At 40.8% G+C, this 21,320-nt stretch carries 15 protein-coding genes; 6 read left to right on the top strand and 9 right to left on the bottom strand.

The features are described 5' to 3' along the window. Position 1: 1 nt before the first annotated feature. The 7 genes from GGQ60_RS01075 to GGQ60_RS22930 form a co-directional block, all read right to left on the bottom strand. Entirely contained in the window at positions 2–418 is a 417-nt protein-coding gene (locus GGQ60_RS01075) for a hypothetical protein (RefSeq protein WP_183759547.1), read from the bottom strand. After that, positions 415–1,515: a DUF928 domain-containing protein gene (locus tag GGQ60_RS01070; RefSeq protein ID WP_183759546.1), complete on the bottom strand. Its 1,101-nt coding sequence runs from the start codon at positions 1,513–1,515 to the stop codon at positions 415–417. Before GGQ60_RS01070 ends, GGQ60_RS01075 begins: the two co-directional genes overlap by 4 nt. Then, positions 1,512–4,064: a TonB-dependent receptor gene (locus GGQ60_RS01065; protein ID WP_183759545.1), complete on the bottom strand. Its 2,553-nt coding sequence runs from the start codon at positions 4,062–4,064 to the stop codon at positions 1,512–1,514. The genes GGQ60_RS01070 and GGQ60_RS01065 overlap by 4 nt, the downstream gene beginning before the upstream one ends. 283 nt (positions 4,065–4,347) lie before the next feature. Continuing rightward, a complete protein-coding gene (locus tag GGQ60_RS01060) occupies positions 4,348–5,328 on the bottom strand; it encodes a hypothetical protein (RefSeq protein WP_183759544.1) in 981 nt (326 codons plus the stop codon). After that, on the bottom strand, positions 5,325–6,701 hold the full coding sequence (locus tag GGQ60_RS01055) for a tail fiber protein (RefSeq protein WP_183759543.1): 1,377 nt from the start codon (positions 6,699–6,701) through the stop codon (positions 5,325–5,327). Before GGQ60_RS01055 ends, GGQ60_RS01060 begins: the two co-directional genes overlap by 4 nt. Next, positions 6,701–8,455, bottom strand: coding sequence for a hypothetical protein (locus GGQ60_RS01050; RefSeq protein WP_183759542.1), 1,755 nt, complete (start codon positions 8,453–8,455; stop codon positions 6,701–6,703). Before GGQ60_RS01050 ends, GGQ60_RS01055 begins: the two co-directional genes overlap by 1 nt. After that, positions 8,455–9,999: a tail fiber protein gene (locus tag GGQ60_RS22930; RefSeq protein ID WP_183759541.1), complete on the bottom strand. Its 1,545-nt coding sequence runs from the start codon at positions 9,997–9,999 to the stop codon at positions 8,455–8,457. Before GGQ60_RS22930 ends, GGQ60_RS01050 begins: the two co-directional genes overlap by 1 nt. A gap of 309 nt (positions 10,000–10,308) precedes the next feature. Here GGQ60_RS22930 and GGQ60_RS01040 point away from each other — a divergent pair, with 309 nt between their 5' ends. Beyond that, complete coding sequence (locus GGQ60_RS01040) at positions 10,309–11,049, top strand: LytR/AlgR family response regulator transcription factor (protein ID WP_183759540.1); 741 nt, start codon at positions 10,309–10,311, stop codon at positions 11,047–11,049. Between the two features lie 52 nt (positions 11,050–11,101). Here GGQ60_RS01040 and GGQ60_RS01035 read toward each other — a convergent pair whose 3' ends face one another. Beyond that, the gene (locus tag GGQ60_RS01035) at positions 11,102–12,184 is read right to left on the bottom strand and encodes a glycoside hydrolase family 5 protein (protein WP_183759539.1); all 1,083 of its coding nucleotides are present in this window, start codon (positions 12,182–12,184) and stop codon (positions 11,102–11,104) included. Positions 12,185–12,243: 59 nt separating this feature from the next. Here GGQ60_RS01035 and GGQ60_RS01030 point away from each other — a divergent pair, with 59 nt between their 5' ends. From GGQ60_RS01030 to GGQ60_RS01010, 5 genes are read left to right on the top strand one after another with little or no spacing between them, the layout of a single operon-like run. Continuing rightward, positions 12,244–13,593: a histidine kinase gene (locus GGQ60_RS01030; RefSeq protein ID WP_183759538.1), complete on the top strand. Its 1,350-nt coding sequence runs from the start codon at positions 12,244–12,246 to the stop codon at positions 13,591–13,593. A gap of 22 nt (positions 13,594–13,615) precedes the next feature. Further along, the gene (locus GGQ60_RS01025; RefSeq protein ID WP_183759537.1) at positions 13,616–15,613 is read left to right on the top strand and encodes a cellulose biosynthesis cyclic di-GMP-binding regulatory protein BcsB; all 1,998 of its coding nucleotides are present in this window, start codon (positions 13,616–13,618) and stop codon (positions 15,611–15,613) included. Positions 15,614–15,622: 9 nt separating this feature from the next. Then, positions 15,623–16,453 (top strand): hypothetical protein, encoded by an 831-nt coding sequence (locus GGQ60_RS01020; RefSeq protein ID WP_183759536.1) that lies wholly within the window; start codon positions 15,623–15,625, stop codon positions 16,451–16,453. Position 16,454: 1 nt separating this feature from the next. Continuing rightward, entirely contained in the window at positions 16,455–18,320 is a 1,866-nt protein-coding gene (locus GGQ60_RS01015; RefSeq protein ID WP_183759535.1) for a glycosyltransferase family 2 protein, read from the top strand. Then, positions 18,317–19,888, top strand: a complete 1,572-nt coding sequence (locus GGQ60_RS01010; RefSeq protein ID WP_183759534.1) for a hypothetical protein — start codon at positions 18,317–18,319, stop codon at positions 19,886–19,888. Before GGQ60_RS01015 ends, GGQ60_RS01010 begins: the two co-directional genes overlap by 4 nt. 351 nt (positions 19,889–20,239) lie before the next feature. Here the strand turns inward: GGQ60_RS01010 and GGQ60_RS01005 are convergent, their stop codons facing one another. Beyond that, a complete protein-coding gene (locus tag GGQ60_RS01005) occupies positions 20,240–21,319 on the bottom strand; it encodes an efflux RND transporter periplasmic adaptor subunit (protein WP_183759533.1) in 1,080 nt (359 codons plus the stop codon). Position 21,320 lies beyond the last annotated feature (1 nt).

Below are 21,320 nucleotides of genomic sequence, written 5' to 3'. Positions count from 1 at the left end.
ATTATTTGATCGTGAGCACGTATTTTTTTTTATTAATAATCTGATCCTGATAAATCAGTGTATATTCTTTTGACGAAAGGTCCTGGTTGTTGAATCCTACAAGGAATTCATAACTCCCTTTTATCCCATTGACTATGGGTTCTACATATTCGGGATATAACTTTGCATCATTTTTAAGCAGATAAAAACAACTATCAGCGTGATAAAGAAATGATTCGGTAATTTTCTCCATTCCACTTTCAACAAATTTCTTATCAGGGAACACCCTGATCATAAAAGTCTGCATGCGAGCGTTTGAAGATGTTTTTTTTAGTTGGGCCATTACACGTATGTCACGATCCAAACTCTGTCCTGATGGACTTTTAGAAGTACAGGACAGTATCAAACCAAGTAAAACCATTATAGTAAACTTTCTCATTCTGCAGGCTGTTTATATAGAAATCTTAAACTCTTCTGACTACCATCTGGCATTTGAATTTTCATGATGTATGAATAGTTATCATCAAATGAAAAGTTATGGCTCAAATCAATATTAATTTTATTTTGGCCACGTTTAAGCCTTAACTTAGGTAAATTTCTAATCTTTTTCGATGGGTTATTAATGCAACGCACACTGTATTTAAGCTCCTGTTGATTATAAGAATTGATCAATGCAAACCTGATTTGCCCATCTGCGACATAAAAATTACCTTTAACCAAATCCTCTATATCCCTGTACCCATAATCGTTTGGTATCACTGTGCTCACGCTGTCCTGGCAATTCACCTCGAACGACCAGATATCTGATCGGTTAATAATGGTCTGATCGCGGTAAGCGCTTACCTGCCAGGCATATTTTTTACCTGCGACCAATTCTTTTGAATTTGGCGGATAAACCAGTAAATTGGCTACTACGCCTTTCTGGTTCACAATGGGAAGGTTATAGTTTAAGGCTTCAACTGCATTCTGCTTATCTTTAATTTCAACCAGCATTACCTGATAAAGCAACCCATCAACCTTAGGTATGGAAGGCTGCCAGGTTAATAATGGCCTTTTTTCGCAAATTTCATCCTGATCGTAAGGTTCTATCAAATCTAGTGGTGCTGGTGGGGTAATTTCGTGGTTAAAAGTCTGGTCGATAATAATCTCTTCACTTGAGGAGGCCGAATAAATATTAAATTCATATTCGTAATCGCCCTGTGGGAAATATTGGTTACGCCTGATAAAATTGGCTGTAGCATTTTGGGCCATGGCCACACTTGCCGAGCGTGCCACCCCAGTTGGAATGGGGTTATTACCCGGGTTAAGGGTAAATACTCCAGTTTGAATGGTGGCAATTTTTCCTGCCCGTGCCTCTGTTACGGTAATATTCATCCTAACCGATTTTACCCCTGATGGATTATAAATAGATGCACGGAAAAGTCCGTTAAGGGTAGTACCATACACCTCGGGAACAAACACAATACTGCTTTGTGCCCAAAGGCCAGAGGCCAGGAAAATAAAAAAAACGACTAATATTAATTTAAGCTTGCTCATTGTCTGTCGAGATAATAATGTATGGATACCTCTCCCCTGTTGGTGGAAAACAGGTCAGGATAAGTTGGAGTGATCAGGTTTTTGCGGATGTCTACATAAGCAGAGATGTCGAAATGTTTTTTCAGCATAAACTGGATGCTCTGTTTAATACCTGCCTGGCGTGCCAGCTGCTGGTTATCGAGGTAACTTAAGCCGCTCGACATCGAAATACCCCTGAACAACTGATACTGCAGCGATGCGTCTGAATTGAGCATATTGCCTAGTATGGTATTGGGATTAAGCTCACGATTGTAAAACAAATTACCCGAGAGTGAAAAATTATTAAAAACTACCGTTTGCACATAGTTGAGTTGCAATAAACTCGAATTGCCTAACGATAATGGATTGGCAATTTCCTGTTGTGCCACACTAACATGGCTAAAAGCCCGCTGTCCAAATAATTTATAGTTCGAGTTAAGATCGAGCTGTAATTTTTTGGAGGCATAAACGGGTGTACTGCCCTGCGATACCTTATCTACACCATTATCTATGTATTTTAAACCTAGGTTAGCCGAACGGGATATGCGGAACCTCGAATCGAGCTGGATGTTGTGGTTGCTCCAATGCGAATTATCGGTAGCACTGGTAGGCATATTTTTAAAATCAGAACGGAGCGAAAGTGTAACCTTATTATGGAAAAGTTCTTTACGGATATTTCCGCCAAACCTTAAATTAAGATTACCAATCCCCTGTTGACCTGGATTTTGAAAACCCGACCCGGCATAGTTAATAAACACTGCGCTCCTGAGTCCGGCTTTCTTCGAATCAATTGAATGGTTTAAACCAACCGACATGGTTTGCAGGAAATCATCCCTAAAGTAGTTACCATTGGTATTTCTATCAATCATGAGCTGATCTGGTCCAAATGCAGCCAGTTCTTTATACTGCGTAGATGATTTGGAAACATCGAAAGTAAGTGTTCCTGCCGAGTGGAATTTAAAAGCCTGGCTAAGGGTAAATACCATATTGTTTCTTGGCAGCGTATTCAGGGTTTGTGCAAATGCACCATTAAACTGCTTATCGTAAGTACCCACCCATGAAAGCTTACCGGAGCCAAATGAAAAATTGGTAGTAGGCACACTTAAATAACTATATAGTTTTGGAATGGCATAAGTAGAAGAATTAAAACCAGCATCTTTTGTAGAATTTAAGTCGCGGTTGGTACTCACGCCAACAGTAACCGGGCCACGTGGGGTTCTTAACGAAAAATTGAAACCATTTAAAAACAAATCGCGGTTAAGGAAACTCCCAGGCAATTGGTGGCCAAAATTACCGGCCTGGAATTCGCGCAGCTGGGCGTAGCTTTTTTGTAAGAAGCCCATATTTTTTCCTTTAGCCAGTTCGGCTACAAAGAAATTCTCAAGCTCCCTTTGTGAGATTTTGCCCTGTGCAACTTTTTCCAGCAACGCCAGTTTTTCGGCATCAAGTCCGCTTTCATTTATGCTTTGCTGTACCTTTTGAATTTCAGTAAACAGTTCCTGTTTTTTGGCATTTAACAGGTTAGTAAGTGAATCCTGCCCCCTTTGGCTCAGTGGTTTGCCCTGGCTATCTGCTTGTTGTTTTAACTCATTGGTAAATTCATTAAGTTTACTTTTCAGCTCCAGCTCATCCATTTTGAGCATGCTCCTCAAATTTTCAGGGTTGTTTAAATAGGCTTGAAATTTAGGTGAAGCAGCAAGATTAAGCTGTTTAGCAAGCTTATCCTGTAGTTTTTTCCTCAAAAAAGCTTCTGCTGCCTGCCCACTCAACACATTTTTCTTCAGGTTGCGGTACTTATCCAAATCGGCCTTAAAAAACTCGTTAAAGCTGGGTTTAGGTAAATTGAATTTAAAAAGATTGCCCTGATCGAGCCTGAAATCTCTCATTGCGGTGTAAGTATTGGCTAATGAGAGATCGATGGGAATATGATATAGTTTTAACTGGCCTGAAAAGGTTACGTTATTGAGCAGATTTTTACCATTGGCCGGATCGTGGGTTTTAATGTATTGGGTTGCATTTTCAACAGAAACATCGCTAAATTGTATTTTAGCGCTTTTTTTAAGCGTATCCTTCTTAAGTAATTTAGCAATATCTGATTGCTGAATACGTGCATTAGCCTGTGCCATTACCGATTTGCGCGCCTGTTGCATTTTGTCTGACGCTATGGAATCAAGACTGCCAAGCCTCTTCTTACCCGATTTCAAACTATCAATGGCGGCCTGTTTTGTTTTGCTGTACTTACTGGCAATCTCAGCAGCTATATCAGGTTTGACCGTTTTTTTCAGCGTATCTTTTTTTAATACTTCTGGTAGCCCCAATTGTTTAGCACTATTCTTGATCTCCTGACTTAGCGTCTTTTTGGTTGACTGTATTTTTTCTTTTGCAGTAGAATCTAGTTTAGAAAGTTGCTGCTTACCCGATTTCAGGCTATCGGTAATTACCTGCTTAGCAGGGAGCAACTGTGCAAAAAGCTGCGTCGAGAGCAGACAAAAAAATACCAGCAAGCTAGCTGTTATTACGGCTTTGTTCATAGTTAACTTTTAGCATAGCTTTATCAAGACTTTTCCAGGGAACAGGCTTTAATAAAGTGTTTTTTAGTTTGGTTTGCGAGTAGGAGTACTCAGTTTCGAAGATCATTATAAATTATAGGGTAAAAAAGAAGCCAAAGCACTGTTTCCACAAACCCACTATTTCTGTTGACGAAAGGGTAGGTTTGTTTGATGAAACTGTCAATATTTAAGGCCTAATTTTTCGTAAAAAGCATTAAACTCTTGATAATCGAGGTCATATAATATGCCCGTAAATTAGTAATCATCATTTTTTATTATTTCTTATTTGTTTTTTTGCTTTTGCAGATTGGTCAAAGTGCTGCTTTTTTAAGCGTTTAATTTCCTTATCCTGCTTAATTAAATGAAGTGTGAGTTCTTCGATCTTCTTAAGCAATATTTTGTTCATCTCCCCTAATTCTATTCCATTAGTTTCTGCCTCTTTAGCCGAAGGTACTTCCGGAAGGTGTTTATACTTTTTTATATAACTTTCTACCTCTTCTAACGAGGCAACTTTATAACCCTTTTCGAAAACATAGTCTGGCGTTTGCTGTCCGTTCACTCTGATTTCATTTGCCTTGATGCGTCCGTTTACCGTTAATTTATCTTCGGGATTGTAAGTACCGATACCAATATTTCCAACCGGATCGATAACCATTCTTACCATGGGTTGGGTGCCATTAGCTGTAGCAAATATTAATCTTGCCCTGGCATCATTGGTAGCATCATCGGCAAGTTGCGCTCCGATATAAGCCATTCCCTTATTAAACTGTGCATTCCTGGCCATCCAGCTAATACTCCCTGCCGAGCTTCCACTTATAACTGAATTGCTGCTGAGTATGAGATGCGATTGGCTATTGATGGTGCTACTGGGGTTAAATATTTCAAAAACCCTGTTATTTCCTCCGTGATAGTAACTTTGTGGATTGGTCGTATTTAAGCCTAGGCTACCTGATGTGAGATCCATGCTCAAAAAGCTGGTTCCGGAATACGGACCTCCTAAAAATATCCTTTTGGTAGCATTAGCGCCGTTCATGGAGAACGCATTATACCCGCCAATAAAAATGGCTTCGGGATCCCAGCCCTGATAACTGCCAATAAGTTGTTGAACTGAACCATTCTGATTAGTTGCTACAACGTTATCGTAGGCATCTTTAATGGTAACACTTGTAGTAACGATAGGTGCCTGTGCCATTAATTGTACAGAAATGAAAATACCCAACAAAGCATACATCAAATACTTCTTCATTTTATTTTTGCTTGTTTTGGTAAGAGTTGTTTTACTTCTGCTTGTAGTGTTAAAAGTATTTGCTGCTGATCCCTTAATTGCTTTTGTAGCGCTATAACATCCGCATGCTGCGTAGTAAGCGCTTTATCTTTTTCAATTAAATGCAAAGTAAGCTCCTCTATTTTTTTCAGCAATAGCCTGTTCATTTCACCAATGGCCATACCCTCCATTTCCAACACCTTTGCTGATGGAATTTCTGGTAAATGTTTATTGATTTTAATATATTGCTCAATTTCAGGCAGTGAAAGCTTACGATAACTATCTTCAAAAACATAATCTGGTGCTCCTTGACCATCAACACGGATTTCAATTGCTTTGATTTTACCATTAACGGTCAACTTTTCGTTAGGTACAGAAGTTCCAATTCCAACATTACCGTTTGGCCATATGGTCATCCTGGTTTGCAGCCCATCACCTTCGCGGGTATAGAATTTCAGCCCGCCGCGATCAACATACTGACCTGCAGCATAATAAGCCTCTACCCTCGCATTCTCCAGTCCGAAATTGGAATTATAAAATCCCAAACTACCATAATCACGATCTCCACCGGTGGTATTTGGATTAGGGGTATCTGGCTTACTCAGCGCCAAGTTGCTATAGGCATGGTTATCTCTTGCCGTAACACTGGCAAAAGTTTCACCTTGAGCGGGCACTCCCAGAAAATTACGTAAACTGGTAACATCAAACTTGCGCATAAATTCGTCACCAGAAGAGGCAAAAATTCCGGTAAGCGCTGTCGACCCAACCTCAAGCATAGCCTGGGTTCTAAAATAATTAGCCTTCAGATGCCCACCATCATCTCTTCTTGCCATTGTATGGGGATCGGCATCATATGCATAACCTACGAAAGCTGAAGTACCAAGTTCAGAAATTAAAGCCAGACGATCCCAAGGGGTATGCTGCATACCTGTTCCCCAATCCCAATTGTTCCTTACCCAAACCGAATTGTTAGATGTTTCGAACATCAGTTGTGCATTTCTGGCAGATTGACCTAAACTAATTACTTTAAAATTAGAACTGGTAACCGTTCCGTGCGGCGTATTGGTTAAAAACCCGCCAGCAGTTTCAAATTCATACAAACCGGGTTCCTGGTAGGTATTAAGATCAGTGTTTCCGGCTATATAATTATTTAAGGCATAAGGTCCTGCAAAACTTCGCATCGAATTGACAAGCGGTACACTATCAATCGTTATTTTAATTTTACTTAGAACGCCTTTATCTGCGATTTCTCTCTTAAATCTAGTTAAAGCAGCAAAATAGTTTAACTGTTGCGAAAATGCAGCCTTTCCATTATACATCAATAAGATATAAAGCAATACTTTTTTAACTTTCATTAATCTTTATTTTCTACACTTCTTGTCTGACTATTTTTTTTCAATTCATCAATATCGACCTGTTGTTTACGGATTATTTTTTCCTGTTCTATCAAATGCAGGGTAAGCTCTTCTATCTTTTTGAGCAGCAGCTTATTCATCTCTCCAACCTCTATACCTTCCTTTTCAAACTCTTTTGCTGATGGAACTTCGGGTAAATGCTTATTAATCTTGATATACTGTTCAATTTCGCCGAGTGAAAGCTTACGATAATTTTCTTCAAAAACATAATCTGGTGCTCCCGAGCCATCAACCCTAATTTCGCGGGCTTTGATTTTACCGTTAACAGTCAATTTTTCGCTTGGGTTGTTCATGCCAATCCCTACGTTACCAGCACTGTTCCAAATGCCACCGGGCAGTTTAATATTAGGAGCACCAAAACCACCATCGTAGCCCAGTTCCATCGTTCCATTCCCGACGCGAATAAAATCGACCCTCGACCCAGAATCGTGGAAACCGATGGTGGAATAATCCAAGCCATTAAGCAACATGGTGGTTTTACTGGTCCAATCGCTAATGACAGGCGACGAATTTTCTAAAATATTGCCAAGGCTCAAATACCCATCTGTATTGTGAATAACGCTATTGTTGCCCAATACCATGGCACCACCCTGTACATGTAATTTTGCACCTGCATATGCCGTACCTGTCCCTATGCCGATATTTCCATCGGGACTGATGGAAAGCCCGTTGGTAAATTGATTGTTAGAATAAAGTGCTAAACCATTGTATGAAGTGATCATTGCTGTACCATTATGGTCATCACCGGTTACTGTCATTTTTCCTCCCCATAAGTCGAATTTCTCGCGGGGAGAAGGAGTTCCTAAACCAAAAAAACCATTAGAAGCAACGCGTAGCACTTCTCGATTGGCCTGATCAAACGGACTGGTATGTATAGCCAAGCCAACACTTCTGTTAAACCCTAAACCAGGATCTTCACTTACGGCGTAAATCCCAACGCTCTTATCTGCAGAAAGTTGGGCTGCATCGTTCCTGCCCCACAGTTGTATACCCCATTTATATCCTGCACCATTCGTTGATCCCGGATTGACACTGGTATATGGTGTTTGGATAAGCAATAAATTATCAATTGTTGAACCAGACGCGTTGCCATCGCTAAAAGCATCCATTTTCCGGATATGCAGTTTAGCCATTGGATTCGGCACATCAATTCCTAAGCCACCGGCAAAATAACCTTGCCCATCTGCCCTTACACTAAAAAGACGGTTACCAGCTGTTACCCCGTCAAAATAAAAATTCTGGCTACCATTCGGATTATCTGTTAAAGCCCTGAAAATGCCGGCTCCGTAACCGTAAGTATCTCCTAACTGACGGCCTGTAAAAAAAGATTGCCCGGCAGAAGTTTCGATATTGAGATTACCCGAACTGAGTACACCATTATACTCTGTGAGTATTCTTAACCAGGGCTGTTGAGCATTTCCATTAGTTTTTCGTAAATAGAAATTCTGGTCAAAAAAACTCCCGGCCATTTGCATGGCATAATTATTAACCTGATTGGAATGTCTTACATCAAGTAGATGCCACCAGCTTGAAGCACCTGCAGGATAATTTACCGGCGATGCCGTTTCAAAAAAACCGGAAACCGCTCCGGCATCACCCTGCAAACCCGCGTCATTACGAACACCGGTTTGTGCCATTGCACACTGTATTCCAAAAAGAAAAAAAATGATAAAATGCTTTAATCTGATACACATTATTTATTAATTTTTAGTAGTTTTTCTATTTCCGTTAAGCGCTCTGCCTGGCTTTTTAATTCTTTTTCTTTCTCAATTAAATGCAACGTGAGTTCCTCAATCTTTTTAAGCAGCAACTTATTCGTTTCACCAAGAGCCATACCGTCTCGCTCAAATTCCTTGGCAGAAGGAACCTCGGGCAAATGTTTATTAAGCTTGATGTACTGTTCAATTTCGCCGAGTGAAAGCTTATGATAGCTATCCTCAAAAACATAATCTGGTGCACCCTGCCCATCAACACGGATTTCGTTTGCTTTGATTTTTCCGTTCACAGTTAATTTTTCAGTTGGTGCTGTTGTACCGATTCCTACGTTTCCCTTATGGTAAACATTTCCCATTGTATCAAAAGAATGATACAGATTGCCGCTATAATTTCCGCAACTATACCCGACACAGGAGTTCCCATATATCCTGAAAGATTCTGTTTCATCATCATTGAGCTGAAGTTCCAACCAATTGGTATTCGGTCCGCCTTGAACTTTTCTAAGACGATATGGATCTGAATCATCTCCCCCATCCGCATTTCGAAAAGCAATCTCCGGTGTGCTGATAATCCCTCTGACATCTAAAGCCGTTGAGGGTGATGATGTACCAATTCCAATATTTCCATTTCCATTTATAGTCAGGAGCTCATTTTCTACTCCCTGATTATTATGGTTATAAAAAGCAAATCCACCACTATTTCCCCCTCCCTGGTTAGAAACAAAGCTTGCCTCGCCCCTGCCACCTGAACGGTTAAAACCGATTGACATTTTCCCTGTTCCATTCAAATAGCCCAGGTTTCCGATAGCTGAATTTGGATCAATATTGCCACCGAATACAGCAGCTCCCGAAACCTCTAAAGCCGCAGCCGGTTCCTGTGTTCCGATCCCGAGCCTGCTGGAAGAAAAAAAGCTTGGGGTATTAATGGAGTTAGATAACTGGATTACAGGTATTCCTCCCGAATTGGCATTATTGATCCTAATTCCATTGCTGAAACGGTGGGTTGCCCAACCATCATTCAGGTCAACCATGTCACCATCATCACCCAGTTTAATACCTCCTCCGGTTGCATTATTAGACGAGACATAAAGCGACCCAAACGATCTGATATCGCCCGCAACATCAAGTTTGAAAGCAGGATTCTGATTGGCTATACCAATATTACCTGATGGAAGCATAAAAAAACCCTCAGTCGTAGCGTTGCTATCCCCAGGTTGCAAGCCAAAAGTACTTGAGTTGTTTAGCATACCTAATCCGTAGACCATACTGCCATTTCGGATCAGTGATATATGGAATAAATTTCCCTGCTGAGCAGGGCGTACAACCTGTAAAAAACCATATCTGGATGGGTCGTAAGCATCTCCAACATCAAGCGAAGAATTAATTCTGATTCCATTAGTGGTTGTATTACCCCGATCGGTTACACTTTGTAAGGTTTCTTGTGCCATCGCTTGCAAAAAACCACCAAAAACGGCTAAAACGGTAAATATTAATCTCAACTTGGGATTTAATTCAGGTTTCATACTTTAATATTTATCTGTTGCTATTAATTGATTATTGATACTAATCATTGATAATATTGTGCACTATATAAACACCTTATTATCAACTAATGGCAATCAATCTGTTAGCATTTAGTTTGTTTGTGAAGCGTGGGAACTCCGCATCGAAGATGAAAGAAAAAAAAGAGATTTTATATAGTCAACCTCTTCCAATACACGTAAGTGGTATTATCGTACCACGAATAAGATAAAATGTATGACGAAACTGTCATTTTTTTTTGTTATTCATGTCTACAGATTATATATTTGAGCTGAATAGCTCTCCCCTATATGAAATTTAACTGTATTGCAGTAGATGATGATCCTGCAAACTTAGCACTTCTCTGCGATTATCTCGCCACTCTCGATAATTATGAACTCATAGAAAGCTTTACTGATCCCATAAAAGCAATGAACTTTATTATTGCGGCCGATAATGTTGATATTGTTTTTATGGATGTTGAAATGCCCGGTTTATCAGGAATCGACCTGGCTAAAATTATCAGGCATAAAACCAGAAATCTAATTTTTACAACCGCCCATTCTAAATATGCACTCGATGCATTTGAAATTGAAGCCGATGCTTTTCTTCTCAAACCTTTTTCGCTAGGTCATTTTGCCACAGCGTTACACAAATTACAAAGCAGGCGTATTATTCCTATTCAAGAAAAGAAAAAGAGTGATGATCAGTATTTCTTCATTAAAAGCAAAAACGATAAGTCGAAATTGGTAAAAATCAGGTTTGATGAAATTATAGCAATAGAAAGTATTCAGAATTACATTTCCATATACACGACTCAAAAAACTGTGGTTGCCCACATTACACTTACAAAGATCAAAGAAATACTCAAGGATAATAATTCTTTTATTCAGATTCATAGATCCTTTATTATTTCAAGAAATTATTTAGAGGAAATTGAGAACAATCTGGTACGAATGAAAAACGATCTTTTGCTAACCATCGGTGAAAATTACCGGGACGAACTTATCGGGTTTGTAAAAACAAAAACAATTAAAACCGGACGGAATTAGTGTGATCAATTGTGCTATTTGCAGATAAACCATTAAAGCAGGCACCTTAACATTACTTCCTGAACAGTTCTGACAGACAGGGACTCAGCGTTCTCCTCCCTGGCTTACCTTGAAAAATGGAAAAATTTTCATCATAATCCCAAATCATCCAGGGAATAGACAACCGGTCGAGTTCGTTTTTAACAGCTGTTAAATAATTGCATATGCTTTGCTCAGATGCAAATTTCCGGTATACACCATATTCACTGCATAATACCGGTACATGGTGGATATCTGACCATTTCTTGATGATCAGCAACTTATCATGTACAGCGCCGGCCTTTCCCTCGTTGTGGTAATTTTTATAATTTGCTTCTCCGGCCGTACCCCTTGCAGCTGGAGCCAAAGGGGGCATCTGCTGATCAAGATAAGGAAATGGGATGCCCGTGGTAGCTACCTGTTTCCCGATCCAATCGGCCCCTTGGTGGGTAAATAAAAAGGGTTCGTAGAAATGAAAAGTGTAGATGATATTCTTAAGCGGTAAAGGGGCTATCCTGCTTAATTCGTAAATACTGTTATAGTTTGAGGCGCCCACAATAATTGTCCTGTCAGGCGACCCCTCCCTTATACGCGCTGCCAGCTTCCGGGCAACCGGGAGCCATTGCTGATCACCGATCACCGGTTCGTTCAGCAGCTCAAAATAAAGGCTGTTGCAACTGATTTTCCGGTAACGTTTTTCAAGAAATGTCCAAAGTGCCAACAATTGTTGTGTATCATCCTGCAGATGGTCTGCCCTGAGGTTGCCATAATGATTTACCAGCACCAACCTGATCCGGTACCGGATAGATTTTCTGATCACCGCATCTATATCAGAAAGCAGTTTGGCCTTCTGTATATCGCTACCCTGAATATAGAATTGCTGAAAAGCAACAGGCAGGCGGATGGTTTTGAAACCCAAACTTCCAATCAGGCGAAAATCGTTATCAGTTAATTTATCGCGATACAATACCTGTGGATTCCAATACTGTTCAAGCCAGGATACATTGATACCATAGCCCAGTTGGCCGGCCCGCAAATGCGCCAAACTACGTTGTTGTGCATAGCCGAACTGCCAAAAAGCAGCCAAAAGTAATAGTATGTATTTTTTTTGTTTCAATTCATTTATTTTTGTTATGTTTAAAATTCATCCCCTGCTACTTATTAATATGCCTTAATATGCCAACCAGAACAGGTAATTCCGCCGCCATTTATGTCAGTGATGCTGTATATGAAAAGCAATTAACAAAAAAATCGACATACTACGCCAACATCATTATCTGGACGGTTATATTCCTGTATCCCTTACTTGGTATATTAGACTATATTTATGCCTATCCTATCTACCAGGCACTTTTTCTCACCAAAGTCATCGTAGTGATGCTCATATATGCAGTTTACGATATTTCAATGAGACTTGGAAAACCTGCCTATTTCGCATTGCATACCACATGCCTTCTCATATCACTCAATGCTTGCATCATCTGTAACATTGTACCATTTGATATTGCACCTATATTTTTTATGGTTTTTGCGAGTTTATCGATGCTTTTCAACCTGGCCGTTTTCTGGCATCCTGCAAACTCATTCAGTCACTTCTTCTTAACACTCATATTTCTGGCGGTAGGCTACCACCTCTTTAATACGGTTAGTGTGGAAACCTATATTACCCAAGGGGCCGGACTGTTTATCATCACTTTTTTTTTCTCTTGTTTTATTCCAGTAGCCAGGTACAGTATTATCAGAAAAAATACTTTAAACGATCTGCGCGTAAAAAGTACAACGGCCAAGCTCAATCTGCTACATGAAGAACTGATAGATAAAAACCAGCAGGTTGAAATATCGAATTCGAGGTTAACCAACCTGGTCATGCAACAAGACAGCTTTATGGCCTTTGTACGGGAGGATATCCTGAGTTTTATCAGTTCGATCAATTTATCGGCCAATGCCATGAGAGACCTTGGGCAGGGGCAACAAAACCTGCATCATATAGAAACCATCAACGAAAATATCCTCAGGCTGGAACAGCTTGCTGAACTTTTCCCTAATGATCATTCAGACCTGTCAAGTGATGTTGTATTATCTCTGGAAAAAGTCGATCTTCTTGCCAGTACCCAGGCAGTAGCCAATTGCCTGATCAGCGGTTTTGGGTATCCCGACATCAACTTTAGCCTCGATCCGCAAAAAAAATGGCCAACGCTTCAACTGGATCAGCTTTATACCGACCAGATTCTTTTTAACCTTTTTGCAAATTGTTTTAAGTTTTACAACAAAAACGACCTTATTGATTGCCGGATGAAGGAAAGTAACAGCAAACTTCACCTTATTATCAATTGTATACCACCTGGCCTAGAAGCGGATCGTGTGGCAAACGAATGGGAAACTGCGGTACCCACAGCACAAAGCCTTCAGCAAGGCCTTGGCCCAGGTTTTTATATTGCCAGGTTGCTGGCCGAAAAAATGCGAGGCGAGCTCATTTACCACAAATTCCAGGCTCATATTTGTTACGTACTGGCTTTTAATCTGTAATATTTTTCGAATTTTATCCCATATGAAAAAACTATTGATCTTTTTCGCATTGTTTGTTGGTTCCATGGCGGGTTTTGCACAAAAATCGTTCGAATCTTACGGTTTTCAGTCCCAGCTAATAAGGGGAACCGAAGGACAGTATATTTATTACATCCGCATACTGCCCAACCAACAGCTGGATAAAAGCACCCTTATAATCGATTTCCAGGCTTCAAAGGTGCTGAATACCGCAAAATCATTTATCCATGTACTGATTAATGATATGCCGGCCATGAGCAGCAGTTTTCAAACGGATAGTATCAACAAGATTGTGGTGCCCATACGCAAAAACAGCAAGGCTACTTCTGATTTTTTAAAAATTACCGTCAAATCACAACTCATTATTGGCAACGATGTGTGCCAGGACGACAACAACGCTGGTTTATGGCTGAACATTTTGCCGAGCTCTACCGTATATTGGGCAAAAAACAAGCAATATGGTCCTTCTACCGTAAATCTTTCCAATACCCTTTTCAGTAAAAAAGCAATTGTTTACCCCAACAATATTTCGGCTGCCGAACTGCAGACAGTTGCATTAACCTATGCCAAACTGTTAAGGAGCACTACTGAACATATTGACCTCTACCCAATTTCGCAGATGCCGCAGGCGCTTGATAATTTTATTGCTATCGGACTGGCGCATAAGCTTAAGCCTAAATTTGGTTCCAAACTCAATATTACGCCGAAAAGAGGTGAAGGCATTCTTTATCTGAACAAAGAAACTGATACCGCAAAGGCCGGATCGCTCAGGCAGATTCTGTTTGTTACCGCAGCAGACGTTGCCGGTATGAGTAAAGCTACTGATGCACTGCTCACTCCTGGAATTTTAGGAAGTAGCTTTCAGGATGTATTAAAAGTTGACAAAGCCGGTTACAAAGAATTGGAGAAAAAAAACAGGCTAAAGCTTTCGGATCTTGAAGACAATAACAATCTGATGATGGGGACGGGAAGCTTAAGCCACGATTACCGCTTTAAAACATCGGTATTCAGCACACTTCCGGCAGCACTGAACTGCCAGTTTGAGATCAGGTTTTCTGGCATTGGACAGCACGACAGGGGCTATTTTAATGTTTATTTAAATGATATCCTGCTTACAAGCAGACAATTGAATGAATCGGGTACATTGCAGGTGAGCGCAACCGCTAACCGCTACCAGATCAAAAAATTCAATATACTCAGAACAGAATTTGTTTTTTATCCGGTTAATGGCGTATGTCAGGGTAATTTTCGGCGTTTTATCGGACAGGTTGATGCCTCAAAATCTTATCTGGAGGTAGCTGATAACCTGGAAGAAAAGCAGGTCAGTTTTTACAGTTATCCTGACGTTTTTCAACAGGAAACGGCCATATTGGTGGCAAAAAATATGCTTTCTCATGCTGTAAAAGCAATTTGTGAGTTAACCTACCAGTTAAACGATCATCCCAGTAATGAGATTGTATACCGCCCTGTTATAGATTTCAGCAACAATGCGGCTAAGTACAAAGGACACAACATTGTATTGATAAGCGACAGGCAGGATCAGTTGCTTCAAAGTTTTCAGGAGATGCCATTACAGTATAAGACTGATTTTACCATTTATGGTGAACAACCTGGTCATGCGATTTATAAACTTTCCTCGCCAGAAGCTTCTGCCATCTCGCAGATATTCAGGGATCAGTATTATCCTATAGTGCTTTCGGTTACTGCCCTGCCAAATGAAGCTGCTACAGGGCTTCTGGAAAACAGCATCCTGGATTTGAATGAACAGTTAAACCTGCTTTCCGGAAACACACTAATTAACAGCAAAAACAGCCACCTGGTATTCAACCTCGAAAGGAACAGCAACAATATTGTTTACCAGGGCGATGGTAACGGCCGCTGGCAAACGTTTTGGCTCAAATATAAATTGATTCTGCTTGCGGGTGTGCTGTTCCTGATTTTCCTGGCTTATCTGTATGTCCGTTCAAAAGTAAGTAAATCACAAAAAATTGTAACCCAATAACATACCACCATGAATACCAAAGCTATAAAATTCATTTTCGCAACAATTATCCCATTTTTCATGGTACAGCATGCTATAGCAAGTGGTTTTCCGATGCGAAAGGGCAAAGCCTTGCTAGCTCCTTATTTAAGCTATTTCGTGGCCAACCAGTACCGCGACCTTAACGGGCAGAAATACAGTTATGCCAATGATGGGAAATACAGTTCTTTTACCACCCAGCTTTACCTGGAATATGGCATTACCGACCACCTCGACCTGGTGGCAAAACTCCCGTTAACCTCTGCACAGTTTAAAGATAATATCCAGCGAAACCGCAATACTGCACTTTCAGATGTGGAAATAGGATTAAAATACAACCTTTTGGAATTTAACCAAAAAAAGTATTTTCTTTCGGCCCAGGCACTGGCAGCCATTCCGCTGTATAGCAAAAATGGTAATCCCAGTACGGGTTATGGCCAGTTTGGTTCGGAACTTAAACTGCTTTTCAGCGGGAGCACTCCGGCAGCTTATTTTAATGTAGAGGCCGGTTACAGGCAATATTTCGGTAATACCTTCGGTAACGTAGGCCAGCTGAGCTACATTGCTACATCAGGCTTACATCTGGGCAAGAACAATCAGGTTATGGGTGAAATAAACGGGATCAGTTCATTACGATCTAACCAGTTTAATCCCGAAAACCCTGCTTCGAATACCGAATTTACCTTTATAAAAGCCAATATCAGCTTCGGGCAGCGTATTACTGGTGAAAACTGGATATTTGCAGGCCTTTTCCACGACATATTCAACAGGAACTCAGGTATTGGCCAGGGGGTTACAGTTACGGGGATCATACGCTTTTAACATGGACAAAAAACAGCAGCGTTATATTATAGGAATACTGTCTGATCGTGGATATATAACGCAGGATGATGTGGTGCGGATTGCTTCATTTGGAGAAACCAGCGGATTATCGCTGGTAAAGATCCTGCTTAATTTTGGATACATTAGCCGCAAGGATTACCAAAAATGCCTGTTGGAAGAGGGTTACGATTTTAAAGATGTGCGGTTAGAAGAGACCGACCTGGAAGTAATGATGCAGATGGACCTGAAAACCGTTGACCGCGACCTGATCCTGCCGTTGCGAATAGAAGACGATTACCTGGTTATTGCTGTTGCTGACCCTACTGCAACCGCAGATTTTCTTTTGATTGAGGAAAAATATGGCCGCCCCGTAAAAGTACTGCTTGCTTCCGATCTGGATATCCTTTGGCTCGGACATAAGCTACTGGGCGAAAAGTATGTTAAAAAAGCGGTATTCGAACTGCTCAACAGGGACCCGGAAAGCTCGGCACTTGTTACCTTTACCAAAACCCAGCTGATTATTATCTTTTCGGTTATTGCACTGGTTACAGCTTCGCTCTTTCTCAGCTTTATTAACACCACCATCATCATCAACATATTGATGAGCAGCTTTTTTTTAGTAGCGATTGCTTTTAAGCTGTTTCTTGCCCTTACCGGCTCAAGGCTCGAACTTTTCCAGGCAGTGAGCAAAAAAGAGCTGAAAAAGGTAAAAAAGGAAGACCTGCCTGTTTTTACGATCCAGTTACCCGTTTACAGGGAAGATAAGCTGATTAAAAAATTGATCTGGAATCTACAGTCGTTGGATTACCCCAGGGAAAAACTGGATATTAAACTCCTGATAGAAGAAGATGACGACAAAACGTTAAATGCAGTAAGAGACCTTGATTTTCCGGCGATTTTCGAAGTGGTTGTTGTTCCTTTCCACATGCCAAAAACAAAACCCAAAGCCTGTAACTATGGCCTGTATTTCTCGCGTGGGGAATACCTTACGATATATGATGCCGAAGATGTACCTGACCAGGACCAGCTCAGAAAGGTGGCAATTATGTTCAAGAAGCTACCCAAAAACTACATCTGTATACAATGTGCACTGAATTATTTTAACAGGAATGAAAACTTTCTTACACGGATGTTTACCCTCGAATATTCGTACTGGTTCGATTACATGCTACCCGGACTAAGCACCCTGGATATTCCTGTTCCATTAGGTGGTACCAGTAACCACTTTAAGTTCGACAGCCTGATGGAGCTGGGTGGTTGGGATCCTTTTAACGTTACTGAAGATGCCGATCTTGGCATAAGGGCTTTTGCTAAAGGCTACAAGATTGCACTGGTAAACTCTACAACCTATGAAGAAGCCAACAACGAACCTTTTAACTGGATCAGGCAGCGCTCCAGGTGGATAAAAGGTTACATGCAAACCTACCTGGTACATATGCGAAACCCTTCTAAACTGATAGAAAAAATAGGTTGGAAAGGCTTTTTAGGCTTTAATTTTTTTATCGGCGCAACACCCGTTACTTTCCTTATCTACCCGCTTTTGCTCCTGCTTTTTATCTGTTACCTGGTATTCGATCTTGAAGATATCCGTACCATATTTCCTGATTGGGTACTTTATATTTCGATGTTCAACCTGGCCATAGGTAACATGCTCATTATTTATGTTAACATGATCGCCGTTTTCAAACGGAGATATTACGAACTCATTCTGTTCTCTATTCTTAATCCATTTTATTGGTTAATGCACTCTATTGCTGCGTATAAAGGACTTTGGCAGCTGATTACCAAACCTTTTTATTGGGAAAAAACAGATCATGGCCTAAGCAAGGTACAGATGAACAGGGATACAAAACCGGAAGCCATATGATTGCAAAATCAAATAAATTCTTATGCCTGCTATCATTTTTATTGTTCGGGTATTATATTTATATCGCTTACCTGCTTTATTCAGGAGGGGTGCACAGTAATGAAGCACTTTTTTTTACCGAAAAATCTGCTCTTCTGCACGAGGGCGATGCAGATGGAATTAAGCTCGGCGGGCTTACTTTTCCTCAGTTACCTTTCATTTTTTCGTGGGTTTTCTCTTTTTTGAGCATAAGGTTTTCTCCGGTTCTGGCCTCTGCCTTAGGTAGTTCTGCACTTTTTTTCATTATTACAGCATCGATCAAAGCGCACCAGTACCGGAACTGGTTGTTTTTGGGCATACTCATTACCTTTATGTTGCATCCTGCATTCATTTTTTTCGCCGTATCAGGAAAAAGTTCGTACATGGTGCTCATCTTCTTCTATCTTTTTGTAATGAGCATTTTCAGGTTTTTCCGTACGAATACCTCTTACCATATTTCGGTGGCCAGTATCTATTTCACATTGCTTATTTTCTGTTCGTTCAAGTTTTCCTGGCTGATGCTGTTTATCCTTCCTATTATTTTTTTTGTGGCCCTTCAATCCATGACCGTTGCAAAAAACGACCCACTGGACAAGATCGCAATCGCATTCAATACCCAATCGATCAGGCGTAAACTGGTTAATAAAACCCTGGCCGTTTACCTCATTATATTTGCCCTTCCGATAACCGCGATATTGATTTTCAGGTTGCTGAACCAGACCTACACCGGAGATGCCGATTATTATTTAAACAGTCCCTACGCAAATTATAGCGCAATTACAGATCAGACAGATCATCTCAATAATTTAGCAGATAGCAAATTGGAGCGTATATTTCCTGAGGTACATTTTTTGGTAACGGTAAGAATATTGATGTTTGCGCCGCTGTTGCTGCTCTGTCTGGGCATTTTCAAAAGCATCAACCGCAACATCTTTATGGTTTTTTCCCTTTTCTTCTTCATAGAATTCTTAAAGATAAAATATCCCAGTGTTTATATCCCCGTTCATTTTTACGCTGCTTTTATATGCCTTTGCTGGGCGCTTATAGCAAATGCTAAAAGTATCAGGACACTTAGGTTTGGTAAACATTTTTACCTCTCGATTATTATTTTACAGCTTGTTACCGCATATCTTACCATGAATTCGAGCCACCTGCCAGAAGAAAAAAAATACCAGGATGCACTTGTATCACTAATAACGCAAAAGCCGCTTGAAAGAGACGATAATGAAATACTGTCTGACTGCATTAGAAGGATTAACTCCCACGACGGCATACTTACGGATGATGCCAATGCCTACCAGATCATTGCATTAACAGGATCTGCGAAAATTTTCCTGACTCCGGAAGAAAATAGCTTCCTGGCGGCACTTGCCCAGCCCGTAAACCATGTATCCTACATATTGGCGACCAAAAAAGAAAGCCCATACGATTCCTTTGGGCTATTGAATGCCAGTACGATACAAACATTACGTTCAAAAGGAGTTTCGTTACATCCGGTCTGCTCCAACAAAAACTGGATATTGTGGCGTATCAAAAACGGGAAAAAATAATAATTCGGCAAGCGGAATTTTGGATATAAGCTTTAATTCAGGATTAAACTTCTCCCGACTGCAAGAAATGTAGAAAACATAAATCCTTGCTCTTTTCCTCAACAGGCTAAGGGTAGCTAAACCTGGTTATGCGATACTTTTTCGGTCATTCTGAAGGTAGTCAGTGGAACAATAACAGCAAAGTCTCCATCGACCTCTGATTGCATTTTTTTGATACATCTATCTCTGATATACAGGTACTCCTCATACGTTTCAATCTATAAGCTGAATTAAAACCTTTCATATTTACCTTTTTTCTGATCTGACTAATAAAATATTTGCCGGATGGAGGGAAATCCATCCGGCAAAATATTAAAGCGCCTGACCGCTTTTGATCTCATCGTTAGCAGGCGAAACGATCTCTGCCCCTGCTTTAATTCCGCCAAAAATCTCGGTCATGTCCGTTCCTTTCATTCCTTCCTTGATATCGACAAGGCGCGCTTTGCCATTTTCAACCTCCACTACATATTTCCGCTCTGTAGAACGAACTATAGCGGAATTGGGTACAAGAAGCGAGGTTGCACCGGATTTAAGCGGTATTTCAACCTCGGCATACATCCCAGCCTTTAACCGGTTATCTTTATTGGCTACATCAACCTCCACAACTTCCTGACGCATATTGCCAAGGGAATTTGCAGACCGGCTAATCTTTGCCTGGTACTGCTCTCCCGGCAACGCATTAAAGCGGAATTTAACCATCTGACTTAGGTCCACTTTGTCTACATAATCTTCGGGGATGGATACTTCAAGCCTCATCCGGGTCAGGTCTTGCAATACCAGCATAGGGAGGTCTGAAGATTTTCCAGCCGATACCAATGCCCCAGGGGACACATTCCTGTCAACAATGATCCCATCAAAAGGTGCATATACTTTTAAGTAATCCAGCATGGTGCGTACAGAAGAAACATTTGAGCGTTCGGCCTCGGCAATAGCCTTATCCCCTCTCATCCTGGAAAGTGCATTATCAAGTTCCAATGGAGATACCGAACCTTCCTCCTTTGCGGCCTCTTTTAGCCTCCTGTACTTCTCACTGCTTGCCGATGCGGTTTCATGTGCCTGCAAGTAACGGGAATCTGCTGATTGTAACTGCGATTCAAGTTCTGGTGCTTCCAGGGTCATTAGCAGCTGGCCTTTGGTAACTTTCGACCCTAAGTCGACCAGTATCGCCTTCACAAATCCATTGGCTTTCGGAAAAATGTTTACCTGATTGAAAGGCTTGAGCACCCCGGGAATGCGGCTAAAACTCGACAGGGCCTGTTCTTCGACTCTGGCGGTTTCATATTTAGCTTCCTTGCCATTTTTTGCAGGACTGATGTCCACAGGCTTCTGGTTTCCGCCACAGGCGGCCAAGGTACTGATCAAAATTATAATTGGAATGAATCTGGTTTTCATG

The sequence above is a fragment of the Pedobacter zeae genome (assembly GCF_014196715.1).
Lineage (GTDB): Bacteria > Bacteroidota > Bacteroidia > Sphingobacteriales > Sphingobacteriaceae > Pedobacter > Pedobacter zeae.
The sequence above is the reverse complement of the archived record's forward strand: the minus strand, read 5'-3'. Positions and strand labels throughout refer to the sequence as shown.

What these genes read in the sequence shown, in the direction of transcription:
- GGQ60_RS01075 (WP_183759547.1), bottom strand. Translation starts at nt 418, where the DNA reads ATGAGAAAGTTTACTATAATGGTTTTACTTGGTTTGATACTGTCCTGT.
- GGQ60_RS01070 (WP_183759546.1), bottom strand. Translation starts at nt 1,515, where the DNA reads ATGAGCAAGCTTAAATTAATATTAGTCGTTTTTTTTATTTTCCTGGCC.
- GGQ60_RS01065 (WP_183759545.1), bottom strand. Translation starts at nt 4,064, where the DNA reads ATGAACAAAGCCGTAATAACAGCTAGCTTGCTGGTATTTTTTTGTCTG.
- GGQ60_RS01060 (WP_183759544.1), bottom strand. Translation starts at nt 5,328, where the DNA reads ATGAAGAAGTATTTGATGTATGCTTTGTTGGGTATTTTCATTTCTGTA.
- GGQ60_RS01055 (WP_183759543.1), bottom strand. Translation starts at nt 6,701, where the DNA reads ATGAAAGTTAAAAAAGTATTGCTTTATATCTTATTGATGTATAATGGA.
- GGQ60_RS01050 (WP_183759542.1), bottom strand. Translation starts at nt 8,455, where the DNA reads ATGTGTATCAGATTAAAGCATTTTATCATTTTTTTTCTTTTTGGAATA.
- GGQ60_RS22930 (WP_183759541.1), bottom strand. Translation starts at nt 9,999, where the DNA reads ATGAAACCTGAATTAAATCCCAAGTTGAGATTAATATTTACCGTTTTA.
- GGQ60_RS01040 (WP_183759540.1), top strand. Translation starts at nt 10,309, where the DNA reads ATGAAATTTAACTGTATTGCAGTAGATGATGATCCTGCAAACTTAGCA.
- GGQ60_RS01030 (WP_183759538.1), top strand. Translation starts at nt 12,244, where the DNA reads ATGCCAACCAGAACAGGTAATTCCGCCGCCATTTATGTCAGTGATGCT.
- GGQ60_RS01025 (WP_183759537.1), top strand. Translation starts at nt 13,616, where the DNA reads ATGAAAAAACTATTGATCTTTTTCGCATTGTTTGTTGGTTCCATGGCG.
- GGQ60_RS01020 (WP_183759536.1), top strand. Translation starts at nt 15,623, where the DNA reads ATGAATACCAAAGCTATAAAATTCATTTTCGCAACAATTATCCCATTT.
- GGQ60_RS01015 (WP_183759535.1), top strand. Translation starts at nt 16,455, where the DNA reads ATGGACAAAAAACAGCAGCGTTATATTATAGGAATACTGTCTGATCGT.
- GGQ60_RS01010 (WP_183759534.1), top strand. Translation starts at nt 18,317, where the DNA reads ATGATTGCAAAATCAAATAAATTCTTATGCCTGCTATCATTTTTATTG.
- GGQ60_RS01005 (WP_183759533.1), bottom strand. Translation starts at nt 21,319, where the DNA reads ATGAAAACCAGATTCATTCCAATTATAATTTTGATCAGTACCTTGGCC.